The 22,403-nt window shown below is 45.9% G+C and carries 22 protein-coding genes and 2 pseudogenes; 17 read left to right on the top strand and 7 right to left on the bottom strand.

Annotated elements, in window-relative coordinates:
- The first annotated feature begins 18 nt into the window (after positions 1-18).
- From B0X70_RS15845 to B0X70_RS15835, 3 genes are read left to right on the top strand one after another with little or no spacing between them, the layout of a single operon-like run.
- Entirely contained in the window at positions 19-4,149 is a 4,131-nt protein-coding gene (locus B0X70_RS15845; RefSeq protein ID WP_246593317.1) for an RHS repeat-associated core domain-containing protein, read from the top strand.
- Positions 4,150-4,160: 11 nt separating this feature from the next.
- Entirely contained in the window at positions 4,161-4,397 is a 237-nt protein-coding gene (locus B0X70_RS15840) for a hypothetical protein (protein ID WP_217469778.1), read from the top strand.
- A 9-nt stretch (positions 4,398-4,406) separates the two neighbouring features.
- Positions 4,407-4,775 carry a hypothetical protein gene (locus B0X70_RS15835; protein ID WP_040151676.1) on the top strand — a complete coding sequence of 123 codons (369 nt, stop codon included), beginning with the start codon at positions 4,407-4,409 and terminating at the stop codon, positions 4,773-4,775.
- A gap of 45 nt (positions 4,776-4,820) precedes the next feature.
- Here B0X70_RS15835 and B0X70_RS15830 read toward each other — a convergent pair whose 3' ends face one another.
- From B0X70_RS15830 to B0X70_RS15820, 3 genes and pseudogenes are all read right to left on the bottom strand, one after another.
- A complete protein-coding gene (locus B0X70_RS15830; RefSeq protein ID WP_040151678.1) occupies positions 4,821-5,018 on the bottom strand; it encodes a DUF7706 family protein in 198 nt (65 codons plus the stop codon).
- 14 nt (positions 5,019-5,032) lie between these two features.
- Entirely contained in the window at positions 5,033-5,353 is a 321-nt protein-coding gene (locus B0X70_RS15825; RefSeq protein ID WP_040151679.1) for a SymE family type I addiction module toxin, read from the bottom strand.
- 85 nt (positions 5,354-5,438) lie between these two features.
- Positions 5,439-5,678: pseudogene (locus tag B0X70_RS15820) on the bottom strand (helix-turn-helix domain-containing protein); the annotation flags it as partial.
- Between the two features lie 8 nt (positions 5,679-5,686).
- Between B0X70_RS15820 and B0X70_RS25280 the strand changes: the two are divergent.
- The 6 genes from B0X70_RS25280 to B0X70_RS15790 all read left to right on the top strand — a co-directional run bounded on the left by B0X70_RS25280 (position 5,687) and on the right by B0X70_RS15790 (position 8,858).
- A complete protein-coding gene (locus B0X70_RS25280) occupies positions 5,687-6,598 on the top strand; it encodes an RHS repeat domain-containing protein (protein ID WP_246593316.1) in 912 nt (303 codons plus the stop codon).
- Positions 6,595-7,071, top strand: a complete 477-nt coding sequence (locus B0X70_RS15810; protein ID WP_214040226.1) for a hypothetical protein — start codon at positions 6,595-6,597, stop codon at positions 7,069-7,071. Before B0X70_RS25280 ends, B0X70_RS15810 begins: the two co-directional genes overlap by 4 nt.
- Before the next feature lie 59 nt (positions 7,072-7,130).
- Positions 7,131-7,406, top strand: coding sequence for a hypothetical protein (locus B0X70_RS15805; RefSeq protein ID WP_217469777.1), 276 nt, complete (start codon positions 7,131-7,133; stop codon positions 7,404-7,406).
- Entirely contained in the window at positions 7,406-7,726 is a 321-nt protein-coding gene (locus B0X70_RS15800) for a hypothetical protein (protein WP_217469776.1), read from the top strand. The genes B0X70_RS15805 and B0X70_RS15800 overlap by 1 nt, the downstream gene beginning before the upstream one ends.
- Positions 7,727-8,016: 290 nt before the next feature.
- On the top strand, positions 8,017-8,247 hold the full coding sequence (locus tag B0X70_RS15795) for an AHH domain-containing protein (protein WP_246593315.1): 231 nt from the start codon (positions 8,017-8,019) through the stop codon (positions 8,245-8,247).
- Between the two features lie 59 nt (positions 8,248-8,306).
- Positions 8,307-8,858, top strand: a complete 552-nt coding sequence (locus B0X70_RS15790; protein ID WP_217469775.1) for a hypothetical protein — start codon at positions 8,307-8,309, stop codon at positions 8,856-8,858.
- Between the two features lie 103 nt (positions 8,859-8,961).
- On the opposite strand, the gene B0X70_RS15785 is transcribed toward B0X70_RS15790, so the two are convergent.
- Positions 8,962-9,129, bottom strand: a complete 168-nt coding sequence (locus B0X70_RS15785) for a DUF7706 family protein (protein ID WP_418889072.1) — start codon at positions 9,127-9,129, stop codon at positions 8,962-8,964.
- A 101-nt stretch (positions 9,130-9,230) separates the two neighbouring features.
- Between B0X70_RS15785 and tnpA the strand changes: the two genes are divergently transcribed.
- Positions 9,231-9,533 (top strand): IS66 family insertion sequence element accessory protein TnpA, encoded by a 303-nt coding sequence (gene tnpA, locus B0X70_RS15780; protein WP_110087132.1) that lies wholly within the window; start codon positions 9,231-9,233, stop codon positions 9,531-9,533.
- A pseudogene (tnpB, locus tag B0X70_RS15775) lies at positions 9,527-9,730 on the top strand (IS66 family insertion sequence element accessory protein TnpB); the annotation flags it as partial. The gene tnpA and the pseudogene tnpB, both read left to right, overlap by 7 nt.
- 101 nt (positions 9,731-9,831) lie before the next feature.
- On the opposite strand, the gene B0X70_RS15770 reads toward tnpB, so the two are convergent.
- Positions 9,832-10,710 (bottom strand): LysR family transcriptional regulator, encoded by an 879-nt coding sequence (locus B0X70_RS15770; protein ID WP_217469773.1) that lies wholly within the window; start codon positions 10,708-10,710, stop codon positions 9,832-9,834.
- Positions 10,711-10,879: 169 nt separating this feature from the next.
- Between B0X70_RS15770 and B0X70_RS15765 the strand changes: the two genes are divergently transcribed.
- On the top strand, positions 10,880-12,091 hold the full coding sequence (locus B0X70_RS15765; protein WP_217469772.1) for an MFS transporter: 1,212 nt from the start codon (positions 10,880-10,882) through the stop codon (positions 12,089-12,091).
- A gap of 376 nt (positions 12,092-12,467) precedes the next feature.
- Here B0X70_RS15765 and B0X70_RS15760 read toward each other — a convergent pair whose 3' ends face one another.
- Positions 12,468-13,208: an SDR family NAD(P)-dependent oxidoreductase gene (locus B0X70_RS15760; RefSeq protein WP_217469771.1), complete on the bottom strand. Its 741-nt coding sequence runs from the start codon at positions 13,206-13,208 to the stop codon at positions 12,468-12,470.
- A gap of 684 nt (positions 13,209-13,892) precedes the next feature.
- Positions 13,893-14,633 (bottom strand): SDR family NAD(P)-dependent oxidoreductase, encoded by a 741-nt coding sequence (locus tag B0X70_RS15755; protein WP_217469770.1) that lies wholly within the window; start codon positions 14,631-14,633, stop codon positions 13,893-13,895.
- 1,537 nt (positions 14,634-16,170) lie between these two features.
- Here B0X70_RS15755 and astC point away from each other — a divergent pair.
- Genes astC through astE form a run of 5 tightly spaced genes read left to right on the top strand, consistent with a single transcriptional unit; the run spans position 16,171 to position 22,322 of the window.
- The gene (astC, locus tag B0X70_RS15750; RefSeq protein WP_040152084.1) at positions 16,171-17,379 is read left to right on the top strand and encodes an aspartate aminotransferase family protein; all 1,209 of its coding nucleotides are present in this window, start codon (positions 16,171-16,173) and stop codon (positions 17,377-17,379) included.
- Positions 17,380-17,423: 44 nt separating this feature from the next.
- Positions 17,424-18,452, top strand: coding sequence for an arginine N-succinyltransferase (gene astA, locus B0X70_RS15745; RefSeq protein ID WP_229001395.1), 1,029 nt, complete (start codon positions 17,424-17,426; stop codon positions 18,450-18,452).
- Positions 18,453-18,454: 2 nt separating this feature from the next.
- Complete coding sequence (astD, locus tag B0X70_RS15740) at positions 18,455-19,930, top strand: succinylglutamate-semialdehyde dehydrogenase (RefSeq protein ID WP_217469769.1); 1,476 nt, start codon at positions 18,455-18,457, stop codon at positions 19,928-19,930.
- Between the two features lie 49 nt (positions 19,931-19,979).
- Positions 19,980-21,323: an N-succinylarginine dihydrolase gene (gene astB, locus B0X70_RS15735; protein ID WP_036811957.1), complete on the top strand. Its 1,344-nt coding sequence runs from the start codon at positions 19,980-19,982 to the stop codon at positions 21,321-21,323.
- A gap of 12 nt (positions 21,324-21,335) precedes the next feature.
- A complete protein-coding gene (gene astE / locus B0X70_RS15730; RefSeq protein WP_217469768.1) occupies positions 21,336-22,322 on the top strand; it encodes a succinylglutamate desuccinylase in 987 nt (328 codons plus the stop codon).
- The last annotated feature ends 81 nt before the right edge of the window (positions 22,323-22,403 follow it).

Here is a 22,403-nt window from a genome sequence, read left to right as displayed (position 1 = left end):
CCTGACAGGAGGAACACCATGTCACTTGGCGATGAAATCGTCACCCGGATAGCGCGGGTTGGCGCCCGGCACTCGGTACGCGTCTCCCCGCCACAGGGCTCCCCCGGTCCGGCCGCCGCCCGTGAGGGCGACCCGATTAAACATGCCAGCTTCCTGGGGGCGCTGGCGGGCGCCATTACCGGCGCATTGATAGGGGCGGCGGTCTTTGCCGCGGCCTCGGCACTGGTGGGACTGACCATCCTTACCGGCGGGCTGGCTACCGTCGCCGTCATCGCCCTGGGAACCGCGGCCACATTCGCCCTTGGCGATGTCATCAGCGCCGCCAGTTCGGCCGTCACGAAAATGGTGGACAGCATCGGCCCGCCGAGTGGTGCGCTGGGCAGCGGCTCCCCCAATGTTTTTATCGAAGGCAAACCGGCGGCCAGAGCCACCACCGATATCGCCGCCTGTAGTCAACACCCGGCGCCGCCCCTGATTGCCCAGGGCAGTGAAACCGTGTTTATCAACGGCTCGCCGGCGGCCCGGGTAGATGACAAACTGGCGTGTGGCGCCACCATAAAATCCGGGGCCAAAACGGTGTTTATCGGCTCCGGTCAGGGAACTTACCTGGCGGTGGCCGACGAGTTTTCCGCCTGGGAACGGGCGATACTGATGGCGGTTGAATTTCTGGCGCCGCCGTCACGCGGCGCCCTTAAAGGGCTGGGTAAGCTGTTTACCCGACAGGCCGGTAAAAAGGCCGTCAGCGGGGCGATTGCCGGCGTCAAACAGGCTGCGAAGATACTCTCAGGCAAGACCCTCTGCTGTGCCAAAACCGCTTTCAGAGAAACTCAGGGGGTGAAACGTTACCGGGAAGCGACGAAAAAATTCTTTACCGGCGACCCGATTGACGTCACCACCGGCCAGCTGTTTGACCAGCGGACCGATATCACCCTCGGCCAGACCCTGCCGCTGGTGTTTCTGCGCAGCTGGGCGCCGGGGGAACAGGGCTTACTGGGGCCGGGCTGGACGGACAGCTTCTCTGAATGTGCGCTTGCCACCGGCGACCGGGTAGAAATCCGCACCACCGAAGGGGCTTCTCTTTACTTTGCCTTACCGGCCGCTTATACCCACAGCGTCAACCCGGAACACCCGGATTTCACCCTCAGCCGGGGAGAACAGGGCTATATCCTCCGGCACCGGGATTCACCGGTTTGTAAGTATTTTGCGCTGGCCTCTCCGGCCTCATCCGAAGGGACACAGCGCTGGCGGCTCACGGAACACCGGGACGTGTATGACAACCGGCTGCGCTTTATCTATAACGAGCACGGTCAACTGACACAGGTTCTCCACAGTGACGGGCCGGAGCTGACGCTGCTTTATAACCTGCGCGGACAACTGACCGAGATACTCCGCACCGATGAAAGGTTACAGGAAGTGATGGCCCGTTATCACTACCATGATAACGGCCGGCTGGCGGAAGCGGACAGCGCCCAGCATTTTCATCTGTACTATGAATATAATGCGCAGGGTCTGATAAGCCGCTGGTCCGATGGCGACCAGACCTGGGTGGATTACCGTTATGATAAACAGGGGCGCTGTACCGACAGCGTGGGGGCCGGCGGCTACTATCCGGTTCACCTGGATTATGCCCCCGGCATCACCCGCTCCACCACCCCACAGGGGCACGCCACCACCTGGCATTACAACGACCAGCAATTAATCACTGAAATCCACACCCCGTGCGGCGGCGTGACCCGTTATGACTATGACCGCTGGGGCCATCTGGTCAGACAAATATTACCGGAGGGGGAAACCCTGACGCTGACGTATCTGGCCGATACCGGCCGGGTAACCTCACTGACGGAGGCGACCGGCGCGGTATGGCGATACAGCTATGAGGCTGACAGCCTGCAACTGACCGGCATGACCGACCCGCTGCAACGCACCTGGCTGCCCCGGTATGATGAACAGGGCCAGCCGGCCGGATTTATTGCGCCGGACGGCCGGAAAACCACGCTGACCCGCAATGCTTTCGGGCTGGTGACGGCCGAAACAGACCCGGACGGCAACGGCCGCACACAGGAATATGATAAGCATCAGCGGCTGGTGCGGGTGCTGGATGAAGAGAACCGGACCGTCAGTCTGGGTTATGACAGTCAGGACCGGCTGCGCAGCCTGACCGCGGCGGGGGCGCTGTGGCGCTGGCGTTACGACCGTCATCACCGGGTGGCGGTCAGTGACCGGCCGGACAACCAGCTGGAGCACTTCACCCATGACCGCCACGGCAACTTAACCTGCTGGACCGATGCCCGCGGCGTAGAATGGCAGGTCGAATACGGCCCGTTTGACCTGCCGGTCGCCCGGCGTGACGGCGAGGGGCATCGCTGGCAGTATCGTTATGATGCCGACACGCTGCAACTGACGCAGGTGATTAACCCGCAGGGGGAAACCTACACCTACACCCTGGATGCGGACGGGCGGGTTATCACCGAGCAGGATTATGCCGGCACGCAGTGGCATTATCGCTATGACCGGTCGGGGAACTGCATTGAAAAGCGGGACGGGGAAGAGAACGTGACCCGCTATGATTATGATGCCGCCCGCCGGCTGACGACGCTGCGCGCCCCGGAAGGGACCACCCGTTATCATTACGACATCCTGGGCCGGCTGTTAACCGTGGACTCCCCGGACAGCGCCCTGCATTTTGAATATGACGAGCAGGACCGGATAGTGCGGGAAATTCAGCCGCACGGCGAGATTCTGCGTCACTACCCGGATAACCGCGCGGTAGAACGGCAGTTGCTGACCGGCGAAACAGCGCCGGTTGCCGGACCTGCCCGGTTTACCGGCCAGACCCACCTCTGCCGCTGGCAGAGTCGCCGGGAAGTCAACCGGGTGGGGGAACTGATTACGCTGGCGCTGGAAGGACAGGCACCCCTGACCCTGGAACGGGATGACGCCGGCCGGGATACGGGGCGTTACGTGGAAGGGGGATTTATTCTGCGCCAGCAGTACAGCCTGATGGGCCAGTTAACCGCGCAACGGGCAGGCCGTAATCCCCATTTCTTCCGGCCGGCTGAACTGGACGAGATTGCCGGACCCGCTTACGCGGGGGTGGCCCGCCGGTATGAATACGATGCCGCGCTGAACCTGACCGCCGTCAGTGATGACGGGCAGCCGTTAAATTATCTCCTCAACGGCAACGGCCAGGTGATGTCGGTGGGCGAGGGCCGGACACTGCGGGAGCATTATCAGTATGATGAGACCGGGTACCCATCAAGACGGTTTGACGGGGTGCAGGAGATTATGGGGGAAACCCTCTATCAGGAGGGCCATCGCCTGAACTGGGTGGGCTCGCACCGGTTTGTTTACGACCGGGCCGGCCGCATGCAGGAGAAGCAGTTTTTAGCGGAAGGTTGCCGGCTGGCGCTGACGACATACCGGTGGAACAGCCAGAATCAGCTGACCGGGCTTATCACCCCGGACGGGATACCGTGGGAATATCGCTATGACGCTTTCGGGCGGCGGACAGAAAAACGGTGTATCCAGAGCGGTAAGCTGACCACGTATGTGTGGGACGGCGACGTGCCGGCGGAAATCCGGGAATATCAGCACGGCCGGCTGAAAATGATCCGCCATCTGGTGTTTGACGGCTGGGCACTGGTGGCGCAGCAGACGCAGCAGTTTACGCTTAATCTGGACAACCGGGTGGAGCTGATGGCCGGGGAGGTGGAGACTCAATATGCGGTCAGCGCTCCGACCGGCGAGCCGCTGGCGCTGTTCGACCCGACGGGTAAACGGGTGTGGCGGCGGCCGAAGCAGTCGCTATACGGCCTGCGTCTGAGCGGACACGGCGAGAATCCCCAGCTCGATCCGGGCCTGAGATTTGCCGGGCAACTTTTTGATGAGGAAAGTGGTTTATTTTATAATCGGTTCAGGTATTATTTGCCGGAAGCGGCGTGCTACCTCAGCCCTGACCCTTTGGGGTTAGCAGGAGGAGTAAATCCTTACAGTTACGTGCATAATCCGACGAACTGGATTGACCCGCTGGGGCTAATGTCTAAAAATGTGGAACAGGTGAATATAAAGATGTTGGTGGTCATCATATTCACGCTAAAGCCGGATTTAAAGATAATGTCAGTTATGATCCTAAGAAAGGGTTTTCAATAAGTCAGGACTATATGACTAAGAATAAATTAGATCATCAACTAATGACTAACTATCAAAGATCTGCCTTTAAAGAATTAAAAAACAGTGGACGCCCAAATACACTCCAAGAACATACTAAGATTGCGGTTGACGCTTTAGAAACAGGAGGCGCATCAACTCAGCAAGCAAGAAACTTAGTCGCTGAATCTCTATGGAATCTACGAAATCAAGGAGTCAGAACTCCTTCTAATATTCCATGGTACAAATAGGATAAAATTATGTCAGATACCGAATTACTTAAAATATTTGGTCATATATTAATGACTACAGTGCGAGATCGATCAATTGAACGCTTTGAGAACATATCGTCAGGAACAGTAAAAGCAAAATACTTACTTGAATTACATAATTTAATAGAAAATTTTACCTTAGAACAACGAGAAATCCTTAGGAAGTTAGTTGTTGAATCTATAGATAATGTTATTTTTAACTTACTTGATATGCTAGAGCAAAATGAAGATTCTATGAAATTACTACTATCTGAAAATAATGGTAGTGAAAGAAATATTATCAATATTAGCGATGGTCTATCCGGTGAGCTATTTACTGATGATGGTTGGATAGAACAATTTAGTAAGTATAAATGATATTCAGGCCGGAAGATCCCTGTGATCTTCCGGCCTTCTGATGATCTACCGTGGCGCATACCCACGATAAGCCAGTGCCGACTGAAGCTTACCGATCGCATCCTTAATCTGATACGCTTCCTCGTCATTCACGGCACAGGCGCGTATCTCCGCCCAATTCAGCCGCTTCACCAGTTGGGCTAAGGCCAGCGCTTCAATGTGGGTTAACTGAATGTCCTGCAAATGTTCAATCGCTATCGTCATCTCATGCTCTCCCCTTAACCCGCAAAACCGGTTATCAGCGCCCGCATCTGCTGCTTAATTTCCCGCAGTTGGGCCTGTTGTCGCTGGTACTGCTGATGCTGTTGTTGCGTGGCTTCACTGTCAGGGATCAGCACCAGACAACCGTCCATCACCTTCACCGTAATCTGGCCGCCGGTATTAAATCCCGCCTGTCTCAGCCACTGCCCCTTAAGGTGTATCGCCGGGGTGGCGTTGTTGACCTTATTCCCGTTCGGCACATAACCCACCGTGTAATAACGTTCTGTTTTCACGGCTTTATTTATCGCCGCTTCTGCTTTAGAATGCGCCTTAGCCATCATTCAACTCCTTCTTAGTTGCTTGTGGTGAGCGGCGTTGTTGTGTTGCTGCACTTCAACGCCGCGCTAAAAAATCACTTTAGACTTAGTTATTCTTCTCCTGATCAACAGGGCGTATTGCCGACTCAACCCGGTGCTTAACAATCACCGCATCAATCAGTTTAATCACTGTCTCCTGTTCTTCCGGCTGGCATTGGGCCAGTGCTTTAAATCGCTCCATTAATCGCGTGTTGCTAATCGGTATCTGTTCGTTAGGCGAGCCAAGCAATAAGTAATCAATAGTTGTCGTGAACAACTCAGCCAGTTGGATCAATTTATCTGTGGGACGGCGACGTGCCGGCGGAAATCCGCGAATACCAGCACGGCCGGCTAAAAATGATCCGCCATCTGGTGTTTGACGGCTGGGAGCTGATAGCGCAGCAGACGCAACAGTTTACGCTTAATCTGGATAACCGGGTGGAGCTGATGGCCGGGGAGGTGCAGACTCAATATGCGGTCAGCGCCCCGACCGGCGAGCCGCTGGCGCTGTTCGACCCGGAGGGCAAGCGGGTGTGGCGGCGGCCGAAGCAGTCGCTATACGGCCTGCGTCTGAGCGGACACGGCGAGAACCCGCCATTGGACCCGGGCCTGAGATTTGCCGGGCAACTTTTTGATGAGGAAAGTGGTTTATTCTATAATCGGTTCCGCTATTATTTGCCGGAAGCAGCGTGCTACCTCAGTTCCGATCCAACTGGCCTCTGGGGCGGTGAGAATACCTATGCATACGTCAAAAATCCCACAGGATGGATTGATCCGCTGGGGCTATCGTCAAAGAAATGTGAGTTTCCATCTGGTGATCCTGCCTTAGGTCCTCATGGCAGCTTGAAAAAAGATCCTCGACCAGGGCAATCTCATCACTTAAACCAAGATGCCGCTTATAGGGAGGTAATTCCAACCAATAGTGGTGCTGCAATTAAGTTAAAAGGTAATGCTTTTGCGCAACCCGGTACTCCTCATTATGAGGCTCATAAATCTCTAGAGCAATTCTGGAATAAGTATAGAAGAGGTGGCGAGTTTGCAGGGCAACGACCAAGTAACATTCAATATACTCAAGCTGTCAAACATTCTTTAGAATCGGCAGGATTATCTGCTAGTCAAGTAAATCAAGCTATCAGGTATAGTATACGAAATAGGATTCAGCATGGTGCTCTTGGTGGTATGAACGTGCCTAGAATACCAGGAAGAATAAATCAGGTGAAACCATGAAAATATCTAGTCATTCAATGAACAGGCTTTTGTCTATAGATTGGTTTTCTAATGTAGGGAATCAATTAAAGATACCCAGCATTAAGATAGTAAAAAGTTCAAGTGATGCAAATCAATATATTTCTGCTCCAGAATGGGAAGATGTAACACTAGAAGCAGCCAATGATATATCTGGATTTTTAGCAATAAATCATTCAATTGTATTCCAAAATTGGAACAATATAGCTAAAGATGCCAAGATTTTCCTTGAGAAAGAAGTAATTGAAAAGATTCCTGATATAGATGGATTTGATACTTTAATTTTATCTCAATGCGTTAGTTGGGATATCGTCCATTACTTAATAGAAGACACATATAAGGATAAATTGAAAAAACCTCTATTTTTTGAAAAGCTGATTGAAGTATATGAAAGTGGTCACCTCCCTTGTGGCTGGGATGGAGAATGGCCTAATGGAAATCTAATAGTTTACTAATACGATTAGAAATTGGTAGAGCCGGAAAGATCTTTCGAGATCTTCCGGCCTCCTTATGAATGTCGCCAAAAGATGTAGTGAGAGATTTATTGATAAACAACTCTAAATATATAGGTCGGGGTGACTATGCAATTATCTTTAAAATAGATCCTGGTGAGCGTGGTAATATTCGTTTTTCTACTGACTTGGAATATATTCATGAAGGAAAGTTGAAATTAAAAAACGTTCTATATTCAGGTAAGAATCCATATGACATGCTAGAACATCTTGATTATGAAGCAAGGCATAAACTTACTAATGAGCAAGTTAGAATTAAAAAATGTGGGAGGAAATAATGATGTGCGAATCTATTCAATTAGCAAGGGAAGAGGTGAATGCAATAATCAAGCTGATCCTTTATGTAAAGTTCGAATGTGAAGATCCTGGAACATTGATATATTCAAGTAGTCCTTTGATAAATTCAGCCTTAGAGAAAATGCTGAATATGTATGGTTATAAGGATGTCTGGGATAAAGTTTTTGAAGAACTTCCTGAAATAAATAGAAATTTTATAAAAAAAATAATTGAGTGTTCAGAGAAGCAGGAGAATAATTATCTTTCCGAGGAAATTAAGCAGCAAATCTTATCAAATCATGCGTATCCATATAAGTGGTAGTTAATAATTAACAAAGCAGGAAAGATCCCCGTGATCTTTCGGCTTTGTTATTTTTATGCTTAAAATAAATATTTTACAAGGTTGATATTATATATTAAATATATAACTTAAAATCACAAAAATATAAAACAAATAAGAAGATAAACAAATGAATAATACAATAAAATATAAAATCAACATTAAATATACATATAAGCTATATTTTAGATATTTTACTCTGCTTTCTCTCTGAAACAGCAAAAAGCCGGAATCGCTTCCGGCTGGCTTCTTTCTTACCGTGGTGAATACCCATGCCGCGCCAACGCCGACTGGTTAGTGCAATGGCAAGGCATCAAGGTAATCATCACGGATATACTGATGCAATAAGAAATGCTCTGGATAAAATAAATTTAAATCAATTAACTGATGCCATATCGAAACAAGTAGCTAACATTCAAAATATAGCTAAAAAAGCATGGAGAATGGTAATATTATTAGATCCAAAGATATGTATAACACTAATATTTTTGGGAAAGACGTAAATCAAATAGGCAGACAAAGAGTTTTTGATCTCTGGAGTAAAATTTTAGGATAATTCAATATGAGTGAGATAATAAATTTTTATATGGAACCAGTTGAATTCTTTAAAAGTTCGGATTTTTTATCCGGTTCTATTGAAGAATTTAATGAATATGAAATTATTGATAATAAATATATAGCATTAAAGCTTCTTTTCGATCAAGGCATACCATGTAACTATATGGTTTGGAGTGATTTTTTTTCTGATCTGGTATCCGAGTTTTATCTTCATGAGGATTATAAAAAAGCAGAAAAGGATATCCTTGACAGAATAAAAATATCTACCAAGGATCAAGTTAAAGAAAATATTAGAAAAAGAAAACTACATCTTATAAGAAAGAAACAAGGGTTAGTTGATAACATAGAATACGATAACTTTCTAAATGAAGTAAATGACGAATGTAATTACATGTTAAATATGATAAGCATTTATCGATATTTATTTTCTTTTAATCAAGACTCTAAATTAGAAGAAATATTTTCTATATTTAAAAAAGGAGTTATGCCGTGCGGTATAAAAAAAGATAAAAAGACATTAGTTATTTTCAATCCTATTCTTTTGAAGAATAGTTAATAAAATTATAGATGAACTGCCCTCAAAAACTAGATTCAACATTTAATGACTAGATTTAGAGAGGCAGTTAACAATCACCAGATCTTCCGATGTTATTATTGATCTACCGTGGCGCATACCCACGGTAAGCCAGAGCGGATTGAAGCTTAGAAATAGCATCCTTAATCTGATACGCTTCTTCGTCATTCACGGCACAGGCGCGTATCTCCGCCCAGTTCAGCCGCTTCACCAGTTGAGCCAAGGCCAGTGCTTCAATGTGGGTTAACTGAATGTCCTGTAAATGTTCAGTAAACGTCCGGTCATCTCACCTTGTTCTTCCCCTCTGGCCCATGCACGCTACCGCTTCCTTATCTTCATTTGGAGACTGACACCATGAGCCGTAGCCGATATACCCCGGAGCAAAAACAACACCATGTGACCCAATGGCGCCACAGTGACCTGACTCGAAAACAGTATTGTGAACAGCATCAACTGAGTTTTTCCTCTTTCCGCGACTGGATTGCCGACAGTCACAAAATGCGCCAGCCTCTCAGCCAGACACTGCCCGCCCTCTTGCCGGTTTCACTCCAGCCTGACGACGCGCCCACCGTCACCCTGCATACCCCAGACGGCTATGCCATCGCCTGTCCCTTGACGCTGTTGCCTGACGTGATGCGGGTACTGGCCCGATGCTGAAACCGCAACAGCTTTTTTTGGTGCGAGAGCCCGTCGACATGCGCCGGGGCATTGATGCCCTGACTCAACACCTCGAGGGACTGAATTTGCGCTGGCAGGACGAAGCCGCTTTTGTCTTCTGTAACAAGGCCCGCTCCCGTCTCAAGGTGTTGCGCTGGGACCGACACGGTGTCTGGTTGTGTACCCGCCATCTGCATGCCGATACCGATATCGCGGTGGATGGAGCCTTACTTTTATTACCAGAGAACCGTTGATATTTTTTCTATCTCCGCCCCGGAGACAGTTATGCTTATTTACTCTAGACGTGATACCTGACGGCTTCCACAAAAGCCATAAAAGCCGGTGAAGCTTGTCGCCGGTTGGGATAATAAAGATGAAATCCCTGAAAATATGGGCACCAGTCTGCTAAGACTTCTTTTAGTTTCCCGTCGGCAATGTAGGGTTTAGCTAAATATTCAGGAACATAAGCCAGTCCTATACCATCCAGTGCGCTATTCAGAAGATGAATAGTACTATTTGAGGTAAATTGCCCATTGACCCGAATATTCAGCTTTCTGCCATCTTTCTCAAATTCCCACACGTAAACACCGCCAACAACTGAATAACGGGCATTAATACAACGATGGTTTGTCAGATCATGAGGAGATTGCGGAATTGGATGCTGCTCAAAATAGGCGGGTGTCCCAACTACGGAGAGGCGCCAATCTGGACCAAGACGTACTGTTATCATGTCCTTGCTGATAGCTTCGCCAAGCCGGATTCCTGCATCAAAACGCTCATTGACAATATTCGTGAAGCCGTAATCGATATTGACCTCCACGTTGATGTCAGGGTATCTGGCAAGAAACTTGGCAAGCATGGGCCTCAGGATCATCTGTGCCGCATCGTCTGAGCAAGTGATCCGAATTGTACCCGCAGGTTTATCCCGAAGTTCACCCAATCTTTCAATTTCAGCGTTAATCTGCTCAAAAAGAGGACTAATAGAATGTAATAATCTTTCCCCTGCTTCTGTCGGTGCGACATTACGTGTTGTGCGGGTTAATAAACGTACCCCGAGTCTTTCCTCCAGAGCTTTAATGGTGTGGCTGAGTGCTGATGGCGTGACGCCCATTCTTGCCGCAGCCTTTGTAAAGCTTCGCTCCCCTGCCACTAACAAAAATGCTTGCAGATCATCCATCCTGAAACCTCAATTGTTGAATTTTTCTCACAAGAGCGTGCTAATTATAGCGTCTAATCAAAGAAACACTATGCAATTAAGATCTACATGAGTTTGATTATCGCCATAGTTGTTTGGGATGCATAAAGCACGTCATTCCGTTCTGCTATCAAATGAATGTCGGAGAAAAATGAAAACTGTTGATATTGATGTAAGACCATACACGCATTCAACACAGCCTCCTGCATGGGGAGCGGTCTTTTCGATGGCTCTCTGTGTTGTTGTATTGATTGCGTCAGAATTTATGCCCGTCAGCTTGCTAAGTCCAATCGCACAGGACTTGCAGATGAGCCAGGGGCAGGTGGGTCAGGCTATTTCAGTTTCAGGCTTTTTTGCCGTGCTGACCAGCCTGCTGAATACTCCCCTGACAGGTAAGTTCGATCGGAAAAAAGTGCTGCTGAGTTTCACGCTGCTTCTGACAATATCCGGGGTGATTGTGACACTGGCCGTTAGTAACGTGGAGTTCATGGTCGGACGGGCTTTATTGGGTATCACCATTGGTGGTTTTTGGTCAATGGCGACGGCGACCGTGATGAGACTGCTTCCACCTGATTCTGTTGCGAAAGGGCTAGCTCTGATAAACGGTGGCAATGCGCTGGCAGCGACCATTGCAGCCCCGCTAGGTAGCTTTTTGGGACAGTATATTGGCTGGCGAGGCGCTTTTTTTATGGTGATCCCACTTGCCATACTGGCGTTTGCCTGGCAATGGCGGGGGATTCCTGCGATGGAAGCCAGTAAAAAAAGCGAAGCAGTCAATCCATTCAGGTTGCTAAAAAAAACGCAGGTTGCCTTGGGTATGGCTGGCATTATGTGGTTATTCATGGGGCAGTTCGCGGTTTTTACCTATCTGCGGCCGTTTCTGGAAACGATTACTGGCATCAGTGTGACTGAATTATCCCTCACGTTCCTTCTGTTGGGTGCTAGCGGTCTGGTTGGAACATATTTCATCGGATTGTTATTAAAAAAACGGTTGTTTGCCTACCTGATTGCTATCCCTCTCGCGATGGCAGTGGTTGCGGTAGTCCTTACCATTTTCGGAAATTCTGGCATAGCGGTTGCGGCGTTACTGGCAACTTGGGGATTAGTCGCCACGCCGGCGCCGGTTGCTTGGGGACTCTGGTTGAGCCGCGCACTGCCGGATGATGCGGAAGTTGGTGGTGGTCTGATGGTCGCGACTATTCAGTTAGCTATTACGTTAGGAGCCAGTTCCGGCGGAGCAATGTTTGATGTCATGGGTTGGAAAAGCCCCTTCGTCTTTGGCGCGGTATTACTGTCGTTATCTGCCATTTTTACCTGGGTTGCGCAGCGTTCAGCCCATCCAGACGTTATTGCTCATGGGTAAACATGGGCAATAGCAGAGAAAAATGTACTGACTTTTATATTTCATTAAAGGCAAATATATGAACATGAAAAAGATAGTTTCAGCAATAGCTTTGAGTACGATGTTATCAACATCGGCAGTAGCATCTGCCGCGGATACGCTGGCTTGGGATAAAACATTTGCGCAAAGCGACAAGGTGGCACTGGGCTAGGGGTTACGGCGGTTTTTGCTAAAGGCGCCTTTAGTTCTAGGCCGCTGATAAACCTTGTTTAAAATCGCGAGGTTCGTCAGCGGCCTGAATACCCTTCATAAGGAGGCCACTGTCTGCTTTGCCCAGTTTTAATATGGTTCAGAGCTGAATGATGATGCTCCGTTAAAACCTAAGATATTAAGGAAGTTAATGCGCGGTGTATCCACCATCAACGAGGTGGTAACTACCGGTAATGAAAGACGCATCCTGAGATAATAAGAAGCAAACTAGTGCAGCGACTTCATCTGGTGTTCCGCGGCGGCCGATAGGATGATCATTGATCATCTCTTGGACTACATTGGTGTCGAGCCTAGATAACATTGGTGTGTCGGTGCAAGCGGGCCCGACGGCGTTAATCCGGACCCCTTGTTTTACATACTCCAGCGCGGCGGTCTTTGTCATGCCTAGCACTGCATGCCCGGCGGCTGCGTATGCAATCAAGTTGACGAGACCAACACTACTTGCGGCCGAGGCTATGTTAACAATTGCACCACCACCAGAAGCCAGCATTGCGGGGATCTCGTACTTCATTGAGTACAGCACACCGTGCATGTTGGTGTTGATGACCTGATGCCAATCATCCAACGGATAGTCCGCGGTTGGATGGAGCGGGCCGGCTATCGCTGCGTTGTTGACTGCCAGATGTAGTGCCCCAAAGGTCTTTACCGTCTGGGCCACTAAGCGTTCTACCGCGGACGCTTGGGTGACGTCGAGCTGAATGGCGATAGCATTATCAAGGTCATTGGCAAGGGCTTGAGCTGCGTTGCCGTCGATATCGGCCACGACGACTTTTGCACCGTTTGCCGCTAGTCTGCGGCATATTGCAGCACCAATACCCATTGCACCGCCGGTAACGATTGCTACCTTATTATTAAAATCTAAAGTCATATATTTTACTCCTGTAAGTGAATGATACAAACTAATTAGTTTTAGTTTGCATTGGTTTTTTTTCTATATTGTCGTAAAATAACGTCTAATAAATATTTTTTCAACTTAGTCTTATATTTTCTTGTGATTCGGCATATTGGATTATTTTGTAAATATTGAATAAGCTATATTTTTAATTAATGTTATGTCAATTTTTTAGAATGTATTGTTTGTTTTTTATAGATTATTAAAAATAAAATTTCTTATAATTAAATTTAATTTTTTTGGCTTGCTTGATGTTTTTTTAATAATTTTGTTTGGTAATAATGGGGTGAAATAAAGTATAATCTGAGTTAGTATTCATGCATAATAAATGCAGATAACTGTTTCGCTTTTAATGATGAAATTCAGTGTTTGCTAATGAAAATTGCAGAAAATGAAAGGAAATTATTTAAGAAATAAAAACTAAAATGAAATATCTTATCTGGAATTACAAATTGATAGTTAAGATAAGACTCTGTATGGTCAATTTGTTACAAACAATCTAAGTGCATTTTGATCTAAAAAGCTGATACGGACAAAGCGACAATAATTTCCTTGTCAGGCTTATTACGGCTAAAGGAGGCTACTGTCTGCTTTGCCCGGTTTTAATATGGCTTAGAGCTGAATGATGATGCTCCGTTAAAACCTAAGATATTAAGGATGTTAATGCGCGGTATATCCACCATCAATGGGGTGGAAACTACCGGTGATAAAAGACGCATCCTGAGATAATAAGAAGCAAACTAGTGCAGCGACTTCATCTGGTGTTCCGAGGCGGCCGATAGGCTGAAGCTTGATCGCTTCTTGGACTACATTGGTGTCGATCTTGGACATCAACGGCGTGTCGATGTAACCAGGGCCGACGGCGTTGATCCGAATCCCTTGTGTAGCGTATTCCAGCGCGGTGGTCTTTGTCATACCTAGCAACGCATGCTTGGCTGCTACGTATGCAATCGAGTTGGCGAGACCAACACTACTTGCGGCCGAGGCCATGTTAACAATCGCACCACCGCCGGAAGCCAACATCGCGGGGATCTCGTACTTCATTGAGTACAGCACGCCGTGCATGTTGACATTGATGACCTGATGCCAATCATCCAACGGATAATCTACGGTCTGATGAAACGAGCCAACTATCCCTGCGTTGTTGACTGCCAGGTGTAGTGCTCCAAAGGTCTCTACTGTTTGAGCCACTAAGCGCTCTACCGCAGATGCTTGGGAGACGTCGAGCTGAATGGCGATAGCCTTATCAAGGTCATTGGCAAGAGCTTGAGCTGCGTTGCCGTCGAGATCGGCCACGACAACTTTTGCGCCGTTTGCAGCCAGTCGGCGGCAGATTGCAGCACCAATACCCATAGCACCGCCGGTAACGATTGCCACCTTACCGTTAAAATCTAAAGTCATATATTCTACTCCTGTAAATGATGCGAAATAAGTTCATACTATCCTTGACTGCCTGTGGCATATCCTCAATCGATTCAGGTAATTCAGCATTTTTAATAAGTGATCAAATTAGTTCTAGCTTGTATTGGTCCTTTTTTCTATTTACATTAACGATATTATCTTAATTTTATTAAAATAATTCCTAATAAATTGTTTTTCAACTTAATCTTATGTTTTTTATAATTTGATGTGTTGAATGATTTTGTAAATATTGAATAAGTCGTATTCGGGATTAATATTGTATCTATTGTTTAGAATAGATGGCTAATTTTACTGGTGTTTGCCAAAATAAAATTTTTTATAATTAAATGTAAAGTTTTAGTTTGTATTTAAAAATATTCAATGGTTTTCAATAATATAGGTTTGATACTAGTATAAAGAAAATAAAATGTAGCGTGATTTAACGTTTATATATAATAAGTTCACATGATGATTCCACTTTTAATAATGCAGTTATGTGTTTTTCAATGAAAATTTCAGGAAATTAAAAGAGGTTTCTTATTTAGAGTGATAAATTGATGGTAAAGATTATATCTGTTGTTTCAATCGTAAAGCAGTACCGTATATCAATTCTTTATCAATTCTTTATCAAGTCAGTAAAGTAATTAGTTTAAACTCTGAATAGAGAGTTGGTGATCAGTTGTGATGGAAAAGTTTCATAATGCTAATATGTTAAGAAGTAATGAATTTTTTTTGCGTCGGTATGATCATTCGGTATAAATTGTATTTCGGTTTTTTCTGGATAAAAATAAGATTGAGGAAAGTGATAATCTCTATTGAATAGTTTTCACTTGAAAAGGCTTTACCTGTTTCTCTAATCTAAGTAAATCATTGAGGTAGGGTACAATAAAGTCAATTTGTGAAAAATAATCTCAATAGGCAGGGGTATTATTGTTGTCTGAAATTTAAGAGCATTTGGATATAGTCAATTTTCTTAACTGGATAGTTAATTCTACATTAAATTATTGTCAGATTGTTCACTTCTTTTGTTGTTTTGGGTTATCGGTTTACTCTGGTTTTTAAAAGTTAAATTACGTCAAATTTTATTTTACATTTAAGTAAATAAATTCCTAGCGTTATTAATGAATAATTATTTATTTATTCTTTTCATCTATATGTATCAGATTTCATTTATGCACAATTTATTCACTTTTTATTCATTTAAAGTGCATAAATTGTGCATAAAAATACTTTTTGGAATTTTGAACGAGATCAAAAAGTGTTTTTTTTGTGTATAACTTGTGTTGACTTTGTTAAAGGCGGGCAACAGTATCTGTCTAGTGGCTGTGCAGCTATTTTTGGGAATAGTCATGGGATTAATAAGAATAATATTAAAAAGATCCTGTAATTCTATTATTTTTAAGGATTTTTAGGTTTCAGTTTGGTAAACCTTTTCCTCGGCATACATTAATAAGTTGTGTAAGTATGAGATGAAAATGATGCGGGGTATATTACTTTCTTTCGTCCGTGTACTCTCTATTTTAAGGGGAAATGATCTATGTTAGAAAATATTCAGAGAAGTTGGTTTGATCACTATATGGTTCCTTGTTTCTCTCCTGCCAGGTTCATACCTGTTCGGGCCAAAGGTTCGAAAGTATGGGATCAGGATGGTAAGGAATATATCGATTTTGCAGGTGGAATTGCCGTTAATTCATTAGGGCATGCACATCCTGAATTAAAGGACGAGTTAATTTCTCAGATTGAGAAAATATGGCATATAGGTAATGGTTACACCAATGAACCTGTCCTAAAATTAGCAAAAAAACTCGTGGAAGGTACTTTTGCTGATAAAGCATTTTTCTGTAATTCAGGAGCGGAAGCTAACGAGGCAGCATTAAAGTTAGCCAGAAAATATGCCTCTGATAAATATGGAAAAAATAAGAGTGAAATTATTTCGTTTAAAGACTCTTTTCATGGGAGAACATTATTTACCGTTACAGTAGGAGGGCAGCCAAAATATTCACAAGATTATGCCCCCCTGCCGCAAGGAATTACCCATCTTCCTTATAATGATTTATCGGCAATTAGAGAACACATTTCTGAAAATACCTGTGCGGTTATTGTCGAACCTATTATCGGTGAGGCCGGTGTTATTCCCGCAGATCCTGCGTTCTTGCAGGAATTACGTACTTTGTGTGATCGTTTTCAAGCGTTGCTTATTTTTGATGAAGTTCAAACTGGGGTAGGTCGTACAGGGTATCTTTATGCTTATCAGGAATATGGTATTGAGCCTGATATTCTTACCAGTGCTAAAGGTCTCGGCGGCGGCTTTCCTATCGGCGCCATGTTAACAAAACAGCATATTGCAGCGGTTTTTCAACCTGGAACGCATGGTACTACGTTTGGTGGTAATCCTTTGGCGGCAGCAGTTGCCAATAAGGTGCTTTCCATTGTTAATCAGCCAGAACTGCTCACCGGCGTTTTGCAACGTCATGATTACTTCATGGATAAATTGTCGAAACTGAATCAGCGTTGCCGAATATTCAGTTGTTTGCGCGGTAAGGGGCTGCTTTTAGGCGCTGAATTGGATAAGGCTTGGCAGGGTAAGGCGAAGCAATTAACTAATTTGGCCGCAGAGGAGGGGTTAATGGCCTTAATCGCGGGTCCAGATGTATTGCGCTTTGCGCCGGCATTAAATATCGACTTTGCTGATATCGATGAAGGTCTGGCTCGTCTTGAAAGCGCCATCATGCGGTTTGTCGGTTAATAGTAAGGTTTATAGGTTAATAGTAAGTTGAAGGTGACGTTATGATGCTTTTCCGAGCTGTCCGGCATAGTGACTTAAATGGGGTTCAGTCTTTATCTCAACGCGCTGGTATAGGTTTGACATCTTTTCCCAATAATCTGGAGCAGCTACGCGCACGTATTGCGCGTAGCGTTGATACTTTTGATGGAAAACTGTCCAGGGCTCAACAGGGATTCCTTTTTGTGCTGGAAGATACCAGTGTGAATCGGGTGGCGGGTGTCAGTGCCATCGAAGTGGCGGTTGGGCTGGAAGAGCCGTTTTATAACTTTCGGGTACAAAAAACCGTTCGCTCATCACGTGAATTGGGGATTTATAAATCTATTGAAGCGTTAACTTTGGAGCAAGATCAGACCGGTAACAGTGAATTATGTACCTTGTTTCTCGATCCAGAATATCAGAAGGGGAAAAATGGAACATTTCTCTCCAAAGCTCGTTTTCTTTTTATCGCCGCATTTAGGGATATTTTTTCTAAAATTATATTCGCTGAAATGCGGGGAGTTGCAGATGAGCAAGGAAATTCCCCTTTCTGGAATTCATTGGGACAACATTTTTTTGGTATTCCTTTTTCTCAGGCAGATTACTTAACCGGTATTGGATCGAAAACCTTTATTGCAGAGCTCATGCCCCTTCACCCTATTTATATCTCCTTATTATCGGCTGAGGCGCAGAAGGTGATTGGGCAGGTCCATGAAAAAACTGTACCTGCGAGGGCCATTCTTGAAAAAGAAGGTCTTGCCTATCAAGGCCATATCGATATTTTTGATGGCGGCGCTTTATTACAGGCTGAGATTGACCGGATACGTGCGGTAAAAGAGAGCCGTCTCGTTCCTGTTAGTAAAGCAGCATCAGTGACCAGAGATGATGGTGTTTCTTGCATCGTTGCCAATCAGCAGTTTAGTGAATTCCGAGCGCTTTTATTAAATGTGGCGTGTGACAGTAATGAACTGTTTTTAACAACCGCTGAGATGGATGCGCTTCAAGTAAGCGATGGGGAGCAGGTTCGACTGGTTAGTCTCTTTCCAAAGGAAAATTAAACATGAATTATAAAGCACATTACATTGGGGGAAGATGGATTGCGGGGCAGGGTGAGTCAATAACTAAATTTTCCCCAATAGATCAACAGATTCTGTGGCAAGCTAACAGCGCTGATGCTTCTCAGGTCAGAGCCGCTTGTCATGTTGCCCGCGAGGCGTTTTATGTCTGGTCGCATTTGCCCGCCAGTGAGCGGATTAAAGTCGTTCAGACGTTTGCGGCTTTACTGAATGAGGAGAAAGAGACGCTTGCTCGTGTTATCAGTCAGGAAACCAGTAAACCGTTATGGGAAACGCGGACTGAAATACAATCCATGATAGGTAAAGCGGCTATTTCTATCGAAGCGTGGGAACAGCGTACCGGTGAATCAGAAACGATTATGCCAGATGGCCGTGCCTTACTGCGTCACCGTCCTCATGGTGTGATGGCGGTTTTTGGTCCGTATAACTTTCCCGGGCATTTGCCTAATGGTCATATTATTCCTGCGCTTATTGCGGGTAATACGCTGGTGTTTAAACCAAGTGAATTGACGCCGATGACCGCGGAAGAGACGGTAAAACTATGGGAAAAAGCGGGTTTGCCCGCCGGTGTGCTCAATCTGGTTCAGGGAGCGCGCAGTACCGGGACTGCATTGCTGGAGGATAAGCAGATTGATGGCGTGCTGTTCACGGGGAGCGCCAACACCGGCTTTCACTTTCACCGCGTGCTTGGCGGTCAGCCGGAGAAGATGTTGGCGCTTGAAATGGGGGGAAATAATGCATTGATCGTCGATGGTTGCGACGATATTGATGCCGCGGTTTACACCATTGTGCAATCAGCATTTATCTCCGCCGGTCAACGTTGCACTTGCGCCCGCAGATTGTTGGTGAAAAATGGCGTGCACGGAGATGCGGTGATTAAGCGTCTGGTGGAGGTGACAGAACGGATCGTGCCATCCCATTGGGATGCCCAACCTCAGCCGTTCATCGGTGGAGTCATTTCTCTACAGGCTGTGCAAAATATATTGGAAGCTCAAGATCGGTTGCAAAAACTGGGGGGGATCTCTTTGGTCTCGCTGGAGCAATGTCAGCCGCAATCAACGTTTCTGACTCCAGGAATTATTGACGTTAGCCAAATCGCTGATGTTCCTGATGAAGAGTATTTCGGGCCGCTGCTCATGCTTATGCGTTATGACACATTTGATGAAGCGTTGGCAATCGCTAACAACACCCGATTTGGGCTGGCGGTCGGTTTAATTTCGCCGGATGCTGCTTTGTTCCAGCGCCTGTCAGAAGATGCCAGAGCGGGCATTGTGAACTGGAATAAGCCGTTAACCGGGGCTTCCAGTAAAGCGCCTTTCGGCGGCATTGGCGCGTCAGGAAACTACCGACCTAGTGCTTATTATGCTGCCGATTACTGTGCCTGGCCGATGGCGTCTCTGGTTGCCGACGAACTTACTTTACCTGAGACGCTTGCGCCGGGGATCTGCTTCCCTGATTAACCGTTTAACGGAATAGGTTTTAATTTATACAATTTTTTCAGAGGGATTTATGGCTGGTTTTGAAGCGAATTTTGATGGGTTGGTCGGCCTGACCCATCATTATGCGGGGCTTTCTGTGGGTAATAAGGCTTCGATTAATAATAAGGATAGCGTATCTAATCCGCGTAAAGCCGCGTTGCAAGGTGTGATGAAGATGAAAGCGCTGGCTGATGCGGGGTTTATTCAGGGAGTGCTTCCGCCGCAACAACGCCCTAATATCCCTGCCTTACGTAATTTAGGTTTTGTCGGCAGTGATGAGCAGATACTTCATAAAGCGGCCAAATATTCTCCGGTGTTATTATCAAAACTGAGTTCTGCTTCATCAATGTGGACGGCAAATGCGGCAACTGTGTCGCCTTCGGCGGATAGCGCTGATCAGCGAGTTCATTTCACGGTAGCAAATTTGAATAACAAGTTGCACCGTTCGCTGGAGGTGGAAACGACAGCCGCCGCGTTAAAGGCCACGTTTGCTGACCAAAACTATTTTGTCCACCATCAGGCGCTTCCACAACATGAAGATTTTGGTGATGAAGGGGCGGCAAACCATAATCGCCTTGGCGGTGATTATGATACGCCCGGCGTACAGGTGTTTGTTTATGGCCGTAGTGTGTTTCGCGGCGGCCCGGTGCCCAAACATTATCCGGCGCGGCAAACATTGGAAGCCAGTGAAGCGATTGCCCGACTGCATCAGCTTAATCCGGCGCAAACCGTTTTTGTCCAGCAAAACCCGGTCGCCATTGACAGTGGTGTTTTCCACAACGATGTGATTGCGGTCAGTAACCGAAATGTCCTTTTTCATCATCAACATGCTTATCTTCATCAATCTCAGGCACTGGCCGAAATTAAGCAGAAACTGGCGGTGTTGGGACAGGATTTTGTCTCAATTGAGGTGCCGTCTGAGCAAGTAAGCATTAAAGAGGCCGTTAATTCCTATCTTTTTAATAGTCAATTGTTGAGCAAAACTGACGGAAAGATGATGATCGTTGTTCCTGAAGAGTGCCGTCAAAATGCTGTCGTTTGGAGCTATTTACAGTCGCTGATTGCGCAATCCTCTTCACCGATTAATGAAGTTTGTGTTTTTGATCTGCGGGAAAGCATGCGCAATGGCGGCGGACCGGCTTGTTTGCGTCTAAGGGTGGTACTCAATGATGCTGAATTTCGTGCTGTTAATCCTGCAACATTGTTGAATACGCCGCTCTACAATCGCTTGACCGAATGGATAATGCGCCATTATCGTGACGAATTATGTGCCGGTGATTTGGTTGATCCTCAGTTACTTCGTGAAGTTTATACCGCTCTGGATGAGCTAACGCAGATCCTGAATTTAGGGTCGATCTATGAATTTCAGCGCTAAATTGGAGCAGATATGGATCTGTTAACATTATTGCTTGAAAAAAAACTTGCCGACCACCTGACATTTCCAGAGACAATGAGCGCACATTGGTTGGCAGAAGGGGTATTGCAACTGATTCCCCATGAGGGAGAAAATCGGTCTCTGGTGATTTCTGCCGGTATTCACGGTAATGAAACCGCGCCCATTGAAATATTGATTCAGTTACTCGCGCAGTTGGCGGATGGTACGTTAACACTAAAAAATAAATTGTTGATCATCTTCGGTAATTTGCCTGCGATACGGGCGAATCGACGTTATTTACAGCATGATTTGAATCGCATGTTTAGTGGCCGTTATCTGGATTTCCCGCAGGGAGATGAGCGATCGCGTGCGGCTGAACTTGAAGATGTCGTGAGTCGTTTTTTTGCTGAACCTTCGGTGTTGTCGACAAATATTCGCTGGCATATTGATCTGCATACCGCTATCCGTGCTTCTCACCATGAACAATTTGCCTTGTTGCCTGTCAAGAGCCGTCCCTTTTCCGCTGAATTTATGCAATGGTTGCATGACAGCGATATTGATGCACTGGTTTACCATCGTGAGAAAGCCAGGACTTTCAGCCATTTTCTGAGTGAAAAGTTTGGGGCGGATAGCTGTACGATGGAGATGGGTAAAGCAATGCCTTTTGGAGAAAATGATTTAACCAAATTCCAAAAAATTAATGATGCTCTTTATAATTTAATTTCTTTATCACCAATAACTGCACGTATTAAATCTGAATTGAAACATTATCAGGTAATTGACTCTATTATTAAGAGTGATAATAGTTTTCAGCTTCATATACCCACAGATACCTTGAATTTTACCGAATTGCCAGAAGGATTTGAAATCGCCAGCCAACATGATCGCCATTGGAAAATTAAATTTCCGGCGAAGTTTATTTTATTTCCTAATGCTGAGGTAGCTAATGGATTAAGGGCGGGACTGTTACTTGCGTTAAATGAAAAAATAATTAAATAAGATATTACTCTAATTTCTTCCTGAAGCCGTGGTAACTTCTTATTTGGGAAGATTTAGCAGTCAACTGCTTCTTTAATGACG

Source organism: Photorhabdus akhurstii, from assembly GCF_019090985.1.
In the GTDB taxonomy this organism is placed as follows: Bacteria; Pseudomonadota; Gammaproteobacteria; order Enterobacterales; family Enterobacteriaceae; genus Photorhabdus; species Photorhabdus akhurstii.
This window is presented reverse-complemented; position numbering and strand designations above follow the sequence as displayed.